Here is an 8,414-nt window from a genome sequence, read left to right on the forward strand (position 1 = left end):
GTACTCTGCTCCTCAGCAGACTCGCCGTCAGCGCTTGCCGGAGGCGGTACTAACGTCATCGAAGGACCTTCTCTGCCACCAGGTCGTCAATCTTTTCGTTAGACATACTAACCGACATTTCCCCTATCAACTTGCCATATCCATCCCGGAGCAGAACCCCCTACCCGCACCGGTCACTAGTGTAGTGTCTTACAAATGCCTTTACAGTCCCTGTCATTCTAGCAAGCCTATGAAAAACCCTTTCGACCAACCCCCTGACCCCCTTCCTATCCAGGAAGGGGGGAAAGATTATATCTGGGGGACACCCCCAGACCCCTGCCAGAAGGGGGCGCCCCTCAGAAGGGGCGGGCCCCCTCTGGACTCCCCTTTATCATCACCCTGTTAGACTCGAACCGGGATACGTGTTTGCCCCCTGGATTCCAGCCTGCGCTGGAATGACATCAACATCCATCATACGTAAAGATATATACGAGACACTACACTAGAAGCCAATAGTCCAGACCACCATCTCCCCGCTACCAATTTCCCGCCGTTTCCGGTATGCTACGCATAACAACCACCAGGAAAGGACCCTGCCTGCTTACCATGTGGATTACAGTCGCCATCATCTCCGCAGCAATTACCGGTCTGGTCTCGATACTCGATAGCCACCTTATCTCGAAGAGAATGCCCAGTTTCCTGGCATTCCTTGCCCCTATCGGGGTCGTCCACTTCGTGTTGGGACTGGTAGTTATGACCATCCTTCCGCTGCCTGCAGGCGTCGATACCATGACCCTGGTAGTGGCCGTGGGTTCCAGCATCATCCGTGTCGTGGGAGCGCTCCTCATGCTGCGGACAATGCGCTCCGAAGAAGTGTCCCGCATTATGCCGGTGACCAACACCTTCCCGATATTCGTCGCGATTCTCGCCGTACCCGTTCTCGGTGAAGACCTCGGTTGGCTGGAGTGGCTGGCAATTATCATCACGGTATCCGGTGCAATGCTCATCTCAGTACGCTGGGGAACAGACGGGCAGGGAATACGCCTGCGCAGGTCATTCGCCGTGCTTATGGTCTCCAGCATCCTCTTCGGGGTGGCCAATATCGGCAGCAAGTACGCCATGGAACAGCTCACCTTCTGGAACATGTACGGCATCAGTACCGTCTGCCTGGGGACGCTCTTCCTGCTGCTCTCGCTGCGGAAGGTGCCTTTGCGTGAACTGTGGCACATGGAGGGGAGGAACCGGGCACTCGGTCTCATTGGCCTCAACGAATGTGTGGCCGTAGTGGGCATTGTGCTGTCCTTCTGGGCAATCGAGCAGGGGCCGGTATCGATGGTATCGACAATCCTGAGCACCCGACCGGCGTTTGTCTTCGTGTACGCCGTGGCGGTGAGCCGCTTCTTCCCGGCAGTGCTTGACGAGCACCTCAGCCGGGGCATTATCGCCACCAAGATAGTATCAATAGGCCTGATTATCGGCGGGGTAATACTGCTGACGACGGGAGGGTGAGACATGTATGACGTCGCTATAAGAGAGTGCACGCGCGATGACATTGGCAGGGTTATGGAGCTGGACAGGACATGGGAGGCCGAAGACAGCACCTACGGCTACATCACGGAGAGTGCGGAAGGGCTCGCAGCACGACTCGGCCACTACTTCCTCGTAGCGGAAGTGCGCGGGCAGATTGCCGGGTTCGCCTACGGCTCAGCCCATACCAGTGAAGGAATGGCAGTGATCCCCGTGGGAGAGAAGTACTTTGAAGTTGATGCCATCTATGTGACAGCCGGACTCAGGAACGGGGGCATCGGCGGTATGCTGCTGGACAGACTAATCGAAGCGGCACGCAGCAACGGGGTCGAACGGTTCTCCGTGTACACGGCCACGAAAGACCTGGAGAGGATCCTGAGATTCTACCGGCACCACGCCTTCAAGCCTTGGTATGTCCGCATGTTTCGGTAGTCCGTATCTGGCAGCCCGGTCAGCCTACTCCTTCTTGAGGAACTGCTGGGCCTGCTCGCCGAACCCGGCACCGCTGCCCGAGGCCATGCAGATGTCCGTTTCCATACGTAGCCCGGTATCCAGCGGCGTCGTCATCCAGAGATTGGCCGCCCGCTTCGCTCCCTGAACGACACTTGGATTGAGCTTGGCAATCTCCTCGGCGAGTTTCTTCGCCTCCGGCATTACCTGGTCCAGCGGGTAGACGTGGTCGACCAGGCCGATACGCAGCGCCTCGGCGGCATCAATACGGCGGCCGGTGAGAATCAACTCCTTGGCATAGCCGGGGGGAACGATTCTGGGCAGACGTTGAGTACTACCCAGGTCAGGGAGAACGCCGAACTGGATTTCCGGCAGCGCGAAGATGGCGGTATCACTGGCAAGGCGCATATCGAGGCAGAGACTCAGCTCGAAAGCCGCCCCCAGGCAGTAGCCGTTTATGGCGCCAATCACCGGTATCGCCAGGTCTTCGTACATCGTGAATATCGACTTCAGGCTAAAGAGCGGGTCGAACCCGGGTCGCAAACCGGTGAACACTGAAGCCCCACCTCCGGAAGCCACCATCTTGAGGTCGATTCCGGCACTGAAGGCGCGGTCGCCGGCGCCGGTCAGGATGGCAACCCTCACCTCGGGGTTCTCCTTGAGACTCTGGGCAGCCTGCATCAGGCCGAGGAACGCATCCCGATTGAGCGCATTGCGTGCCTCCGGACGGTTGATTACCACCGTGGCAATCCCGCTATCGATTTCCACCTTTACAGCATCATTGTCGGTCATTTCACCACCTTATCGTTAGTCTTTCTTCCATCAACTATGATATATGCGTCCAGCGGTGTCCGTCAAATCCTGTCGGACTGACTTCAGTTGGTCAACCCGAGTCTATGCCAAAAACAGGAAAACCGTTATACTATGCTCCTGGTTTCCTTATATCTCATTCTTCCGGGATTCAAGGAACCAGTGGTGAGTCTTATTTACAATTGCCACAAGGGTCAGCATTATGGGCACTTCTACAAGTACTCCCACGACGGTTACCAGGGCCGCCGCCGAGGTAAGCCCGAAAAGAGAAATAGCAACGGCTACCGCGAGTTCAAAAAAGTTACTGGCACCTATCATGCCGGCAGGTGCTGCGATATCATGTCGGAGCTTCCATCCTTTTGCCCACCCGTAGGCGATAAAAAATATAAGGAAAGTCTGAATAGAGAGTGGTAAAGCAATCAAGATTATGTGCAGCGGATTATCTATTATTACCGTTCCCTGGAAGGAGAATATTATGACGAGTGTAAGCAGTAACCCGATAATGGTAATATTCCCAAACTTGGGGATAAAAGTGTTTTCGAAATAGGCCTTTCCCCTCTTCCTGGAAACATATACCCTCGTAAACCATCCACCGGTCAGCGGGATTACCACAAACAGGACAACTGACAGGAACAACGTCATCCAGGGAACCGAAATGTTGCTGACTCCCAGTAAAAAAGCCACTATTGGCGTAAACGCAATCAAGATAATAAGGTCGTTTGTGGCCACCTGAACCAGTGTATACGCCGGGTTACCCCTGGTAAGATGACTCCAGACGAATACCATGGCGGTACATGGCGCTGCCCCGAGTAACACAGCCCCGGCCAGGTATTGCTTCGCCAGTTCCTGTGGAATCAGGGATTTGAATATTACGAAAAAGAACAGGTAGGCAATGCCATACATGGTAAACGGCTTAATGAGCCAGTTTGTTGTCCACGTAACTATAAGTCCTCTGGGATTCTTGCCGACATCTACAATACTGGCAAAGTCCACCTTCAGCATCATCGGGTAAATCATTAGCCAGATTAGTATCGCCACCGGTATCGATACCGAAGCATACTCAAATCTGCTTAAAAAGGCGGGAATATCCGGTAAGAACTGCCCAATTAAAACTCCCGCAGCCATGCACAGGGCAACCCACAGAGTGAGATACTTACTCCAGATGCCGAGGCTTCTTTCCCGCTCCATTATCCGGGTCTCCTCTCTTTCTTCTCCGCCGGTCCGCCTCACTCCTATGCCCTGCTTGTCCTTTTGCGGGCGAACCAGCCGTCAAGGCCAAGCAACTGCTCTCTTCCTCCGGCCAGAAGCAGGAGCAGGGCAGCAATGATGATGAGGATATCGAGTGTCAGTGCCTGCCAGACAGGGAGCGTAACAGCCTGACCCAAACAGCTACCGCAGTACTGCTCTCCCTGAATGATGGCGCTCACGTTAGCGACTGTGAAGCTGATTCCCATCAAGATTGTGACAGCAGCGCTGGGTCTGAGCAGTATGCCCAGCACCAGGTAAACCCCTACTAACAGCTCAACCCAGGGCAGAGCGAGTGCATAGGCCTCAGCCAGCGGTCCGGGCAACAGATTATAGCCTTCGACGACCCCGACAAACTGTGAATGCAGGGGCAGCTTGGTGACGGCGGAGAATACGAGAACGCAGCCTACCATTAGCCTCAGGGCCAGCGAGAGATAGGGTCTGTGCAAAACCGACCGGACCCACTTCATGCTAGTCTCCAGCATCAGCACCCAACCTTTCTAGCTTCTCATCAACGGCACGATACAGGTCCTCCAAGGTGCCGGGATTCCTGGTATACTCTTCTCCGTTGATGAATACAGCCACGTACCGCACCCCTGCCGAGGTCGCGTCTTGTTTGGCTAGCTGAACCTTTTCGGTGAACTTCCCGCTATCGAGTGCTTCGATGAACCTTTCTGTGTCAAGCCCTACTTCACTTGCCGCAGCCTGCAGTGCCACCATGTCAGTGGGGACATTCAGAATGAGCCGGTCATGCATTTCCCAGAATTGGCCTTGCTCGCCGGCGGCCTCCAGTGCTTCGGCCAGCTTCTCTGAAAACCCAGGGTCGGCATAATGGTGGTAGACCATCCTTACCCTGCCGGGGTAGTCAGCCAGCACCTGTACCACCATGAGCTCCTTTTCAACGCATATATCGCACAGGAAGTCCGGGTATACGTCTATGGTAACGGGTGCATCATCGGTTCCACGGTACCACAGAGCGCCCACCGTACTGTCAGAGTCGGGTTTCAGTTCCACTGTGCCGCTGCTCCACAGTAGTCCACCGATAGCCAGTGTGGCCAGTGTTATCAATCCTACGCTGACGACATAGCTCTTAGTCCACATGTCCCTACTCTGCCCGGCAAAGTTCGACTGCCGCACTGCCGGTCTGGCAAAGCGGTCTCATGTGCCCTGCCTGAACCCGTCTACCGGGTCGCCGGCCGTATCCAGATGAGATTTGAGTCTGCCCTGTTGTGCGTGGGCAATTGTGTCATAGACGCGCTTCTTCAGGAACCTGAATGCATCTTTCTCATCGCCGTCGATGACAATCCTCTCGAGTTCCATCAGGTCTTTCTCGTCAAAAGAAACGGCGGTTTTTCTAATCTCAAGCATAGCACACCTCACGTCTTCCTCAGAACAGATAGGTGAACAGGAATACTCCTACCCCGATAAGCAGCACACCTCCTGCCTTCCTGGCGTAAGTGGAGAAGTTGCCTATTCCTTTTGACTCAAGCACTCTCTGGGCAAATCCCACGGATATGCCGGCCCCTAGCACCAGCACCCAGTGGCCCAGGGCATAGGCCAGGAGCAATCCTCCGCTGTAGGCAATCTGTTCCTGGGTAGCAGCGACGGTCAGTATTACCGCCAGTACCGGTGTGGCGCAGGGAGAAGCGACGACTCCAAAGAGAAGCCCCATCAAGAAAGCACCAAGCAGCGCCCTTCGCCTGGGCAAGAACCGCTGCAACACTCCGGTATTGAACTTGATGAACTTGAAGGCGCCCACAAGTTGCAGTCCGAGCAGGATAGCCAGTGGAGGCAGGGCATAGTTCCAGAAGTTGCCGACATCGCCAAATAACCTGCCCATGGCACCAGCTACCACTCCCAAAACCGTGAAGGTCACCGTCAGGCCAAGCGTGAATACCACCGAATACTGAACAGCCTTCTTCTGTGAGCCCTCAGCATAGCCTCCCACATAGCCAATGACAAGTGGTATCATAGCCAGAACACAGGGGCTGGCGCTGGAAATAATGCCTCCCAGAAAACAGGCAGGAAAGGCAAGCCAGGCCTGGTTCTGGATAATATCGCCGATATTGCCGAGTAAACCTTCCAACTAGTCTATTCCCATCTTTTGTAGCTGGGCAATTATGTCTGCCTGAGCATAAAAGCCTATGTGTCTGGTTATTTCCTTGCCACTACTGTCAAAGAATATCTGGGTGGGTATTGCCATGATTCCATGCTGGTAGGTGAGGTCTCTGTACGTGTCTACTTCAACAATGACAACGTTCAGTTTGCCTTCGTATTCTGCTGCAAGCTCCGCCAGAATCGGTTTCATAGCTTTGCACGGGACACAGGTTCCCCGCCCAAACTCGGCCAGGGTGGGCCTGCCGCTGGACAAAGCCTGCTCAAGAGGAATATCAGAAGGTGCAGCAGGGTCCGGACCGCAACCCGTCACTGCCAGCAGACATAGTAGCAGCACTAAAAGTGCCAGTGAGAGTTTCTGCGCAGTCTTCACATCTTGCCTCTCATTCTATTACCTGAACCGGTTCCGCCAGCAGACCATGGTTTACCACGCGACCAGGCTAATTCGTGGTGTCTCGTCTGCATCGTCTATTCCCCGGCCATCGCGGTGGTGATGAATGTGGTCACTTCTGTCTTGCTGGGTACACGCCCGGAACAGACCACCTTTTCGTCGATGACCAGTCCGGGAGTAGTCAGGATGGGATACTCCATTATCTCTTTGATATCTTTAACTTTTTCGACAGTAGCATTGATGCCCAGTTCACTGACCACCTCCCTGGCTGTTTTCTCCACCTGCTGGCATCTCGGGCAGCCGGGTCCCAGAACCTTGATAATCATCTGAAAAACCTCCTTTTGTTTTTAACAGTTAAATCATTAACTAATCAGGCCGAATATGTAACCGGATATCGTGGCAAAAACCACCACCAGGGTAATGTAGGTCAGCGTCTTCCTTGTACCCATGATGCTGCGGATGACCAGCATGTTGGGCAGAGACAGCGCCGGACCGGCCAGCAGCAAAGCCAGTGACGGGCCTTTACCCATTCCCAGGTCCGTGAAAGCCCTGATGATGGGCACCTCGGTAAGAGTGGCAAAATACATCAGCGAACCGAACAGTGACGCACCAAAGTTAGCCAGCAGGCTGTTACCGCCGACATAGGTAGCTACCACACTCTCAGGCATAAATGTGGTAATTATGCCGGCGACGAACACCCCGCCCAGGAGCCAGGGTACAATCAGGCGCACGAAATGAAGCGTTTCTCGCATCCACTGACCAAGTTCCGACCTGGAGAACCACCGCCAGAGGATGACGGCCAGGACGACCAGCAGTACGCCCGTGACTATCCAGTTTTGCGATGCGGCGAATACCAGGATACCCACCAGCGTTGCGAAGAAGATGCCCTGTTGCAGGAGGCTCTTGCCCTCGGAGTCTGGCAGGAGTGCGTCGAAAGCTGTCGCATCCTTGAGCGACTCCTCCCTGCGGTAAATAAAGGACATGATAAGGCCAATTCCGGCGGCAAAGGTAAGGGCTCCCACAATACGGGCAATACCGAGGTCATATCCCAGCAGTCTTGCCGTGTAGACTATGGCGAGGACGTTGATTGCGGGACCGGAATATAGGAAGGCAATTGCAGGGCCAATGCCCGCCCCCCTTTTATAGATACCGCCGAACAGGGGCAGTACCGTGCAGGAACAGACCGCCAGAATGGTGCCGGAGACGGAAGCAACACTGTAGGAGAGTACCTTCCTCGCCTTCGGCCCGAAGTACCTGAGTACCGCTCCCTGTGATATAAACACGGCAATGGCTCCGGCAATGAAAAAGGCCGGTACTAAACAGGTGAGCACGTGTGCTGACAGGTATTCCAGCAGCGCGTTCCATCCACCCTGCAGAATGTCAGTTAATATAGTCATGACCGATATATCCTGTAATGCGCATCAGCGCACATCATTCTATCAAAAAAAGAGCGTGCTATCCGGTATTCCTGCTAACGCAACCCGGCCCTACCCGCTCCGCTTCAGCGAGGCGTTTCCGGTCCAGTACCGCGATTTCATTACCCGCCAGAAGTCCCTCCAGTGAATTCACCAGAGTCACAGCAACGTGGTTGTCCGATTCCGTGTCCAGGGAATAGAGCACCCAGGGTCCGTCCCGCCGTGTCCTCAGGAAACCGGCATTGAAGAGAATGCCGAGGTTGCGCGACGCGCGGGACTGGGATATCTCCAAGGCCTGCATGACCTCGCAGACGCAGCACTCCCGCTCCAGGAGGACGTTGAGAATCCTCAGTCTCGTCTCGTCGGACAGTGCCCTTGTAGCCTTCAGCAGTTCCTGCATGACACTCCTGTGTTTCTAAATTGGATATGCGCATATCCGCATATATTCTACCACTATCTCTGCCACGACTGCAAGTCCTCTG

Annotated in this window: 12 protein-coding genes; 2 read left to right on the forward strand and 10 right to left on the reverse strand. The window is 54.7% G+C overall.

What is annotated here, in order from left to right; genetic code table 11:
- Positions 1-540: 540 nt before the first annotated feature.
- The gene (locus VMW13_04330) at positions 541-1,488 is read left to right on the forward strand and encodes an EamA family transporter (GenBank protein HUV44042.1); all 948 of its coding nucleotides are present in this window, start codon (positions 541-543) and stop codon (positions 1,486-1,488) included.
- 3 nt (positions 1,489-1,491) lie between these two features.
- Positions 1,492-1,938: a GNAT family N-acetyltransferase gene (locus VMW13_04335; protein HUV44043.1), complete on the forward strand. Its 447-nt coding sequence runs from the start codon at positions 1,492-1,494 to the stop codon at positions 1,936-1,938.
- A 24-nt stretch (positions 1,939-1,962) separates the two neighbouring features.
- On the opposite strand, the gene VMW13_04340 is transcribed toward VMW13_04335, so the two are convergent.
- From VMW13_04340 to VMW13_04385, 10 genes are all read right to left on the reverse strand, one after another.
- A complete protein-coding gene (locus VMW13_04340) occupies positions 1,963-2,748 on the reverse strand; it encodes an enoyl-CoA hydratase/isomerase family protein (protein ID HUV44044.1) in 786 nt (261 codons plus the stop codon).
- A 147-nt stretch (positions 2,749-2,895) separates the two neighbouring features.
- Positions 2,896-3,954 (reverse strand): ACR3 family arsenite efflux transporter, encoded by a 1,059-nt coding sequence (gene arsB, locus VMW13_04345; protein ID HUV44045.1) that lies wholly within the window; start codon positions 3,952-3,954, stop codon positions 2,896-2,898.
- Positions 3,955-3,998: 44 nt separating this feature from the next.
- Positions 3,999-4,481, reverse strand: coding sequence for a MauE/DoxX family redox-associated membrane protein (locus VMW13_04350; GenBank protein ID HUV44046.1), 483 nt, complete (start codon positions 4,479-4,481; stop codon positions 3,999-4,001).
- Position 4,482: 1 nt separating this feature from the next.
- The gene (locus VMW13_04355) at positions 4,483-5,112 is read right to left on the reverse strand and encodes a thioredoxin domain-containing protein (GenBank protein ID HUV44047.1); all 630 of its coding nucleotides are present in this window, start codon (positions 5,110-5,112) and stop codon (positions 4,483-4,485) included.
- Positions 5,113-5,169: 57 nt separating this feature from the next.
- The gene (locus VMW13_04360; protein ID HUV44048.1) at positions 5,170-5,379 is read right to left on the reverse strand and encodes a hypothetical protein; all 210 of its coding nucleotides are present in this window, start codon (positions 5,377-5,379) and stop codon (positions 5,170-5,172) included.
- Positions 5,380-5,398: 19 nt separating this feature from the next.
- Positions 5,399-6,097, reverse strand: coding sequence for a cytochrome c biogenesis protein CcdA (locus tag VMW13_04365; protein HUV44049.1), 699 nt, complete (start codon positions 6,095-6,097; stop codon positions 5,399-5,401).
- Positions 6,098-6,499, reverse strand: coding sequence for a thioredoxin family protein (locus VMW13_04370; GenBank protein ID HUV44050.1), 402 nt, complete (start codon positions 6,497-6,499; stop codon positions 6,098-6,100).
- A gap of 95 nt (positions 6,500-6,594) precedes the next feature.
- On the reverse strand, positions 6,595-6,843 hold the full coding sequence (locus VMW13_04375; GenBank protein HUV44051.1) for a thioredoxin family protein: 249 nt from the start codon (positions 6,841-6,843) through the stop codon (positions 6,595-6,597).
- Between the two features lie 36 nt (positions 6,844-6,879).
- Entirely contained in the window at positions 6,880-7,914 is a 1,035-nt protein-coding gene (locus VMW13_04380; protein HUV44052.1) for a permease, read from the reverse strand.
- Between the two features lie 58 nt (positions 7,915-7,972).
- On the reverse strand, positions 7,973-8,332 hold the full coding sequence (locus VMW13_04385; protein HUV44053.1) for a metalloregulator ArsR/SmtB family transcription factor: 360 nt from the start codon (positions 8,330-8,332) through the stop codon (positions 7,973-7,975).
- Positions 8,333-8,414 lie beyond the last annotated feature (82 nt).

The sequence above is a fragment of the Dehalococcoidales bacterium genome (assembly GCA_035529395.1).
Lineage (GTDB): Bacteria > Chloroflexota > Dehalococcoidia > Dehalococcoidales > Fen-1064 > DUES01.

Excerpts from the sequence above, each read along its gene's own strand:
- VMW13_04330 (HUV44042.1), top strand. The coding sequence starts at position 541 with ATGCTACGCATAACAACCACCAGGAAAGGACCCTGCCTGCTTACCATG.
- VMW13_04335 (HUV44043.1), top strand. The coding sequence starts at position 1,492 with ATGTATGACGTCGCTATAAGAGAGTGCACGCGCGATGACATTGGCAGG.
- VMW13_04340 (HUV44044.1), bottom strand. The coding sequence starts at position 2,748 with ATGACCGACAATGATGCTGTAAAGGTGGAAATCGATAGCGGGATTGCC.
- arsB (HUV44045.1), bottom strand. The coding sequence starts at position 3,954 with ATGGAGCGGGAAAGAAGCCTCGGCATCTGGAGTAAGTATCTCACTCTG.
- VMW13_04350 (HUV44046.1), bottom strand. The coding sequence starts at position 4,481 with ATGAAGTGGGTCCGGTCGGTTTTGCACAGACCCTATCTCTCGCTGGCC.
- VMW13_04355 (HUV44047.1), bottom strand. The coding sequence starts at position 5,112 with ATGTGGACTAAGAGCTATGTCGTCAGCGTAGGATTGATAACACTGGCC.
- VMW13_04360 (HUV44048.1), bottom strand. The coding sequence starts at position 5,379 with ATGCTTGAGATTAGAAAAACCGCCGTTTCTTTTGACGAGAAAGACCTG.
- VMW13_04375 (HUV44051.1), bottom strand. The coding sequence starts at position 6,843 with ATGATTATCAAGGTTCTGGGACCCGGCTGCCCGAGATGCCAGCAGGTG.
- VMW13_04380 (HUV44052.1), bottom strand. The coding sequence starts at position 7,914 with ATGACTATATTAACTGACATTCTGCAGGGTGGATGGAACGCGCTGCTG.
- VMW13_04385 (HUV44053.1), bottom strand. The coding sequence starts at position 8,332 with ATGCAGGAACTGCTGAAGGCTACAAGGGCACTGTCCGACGAGACGAGA.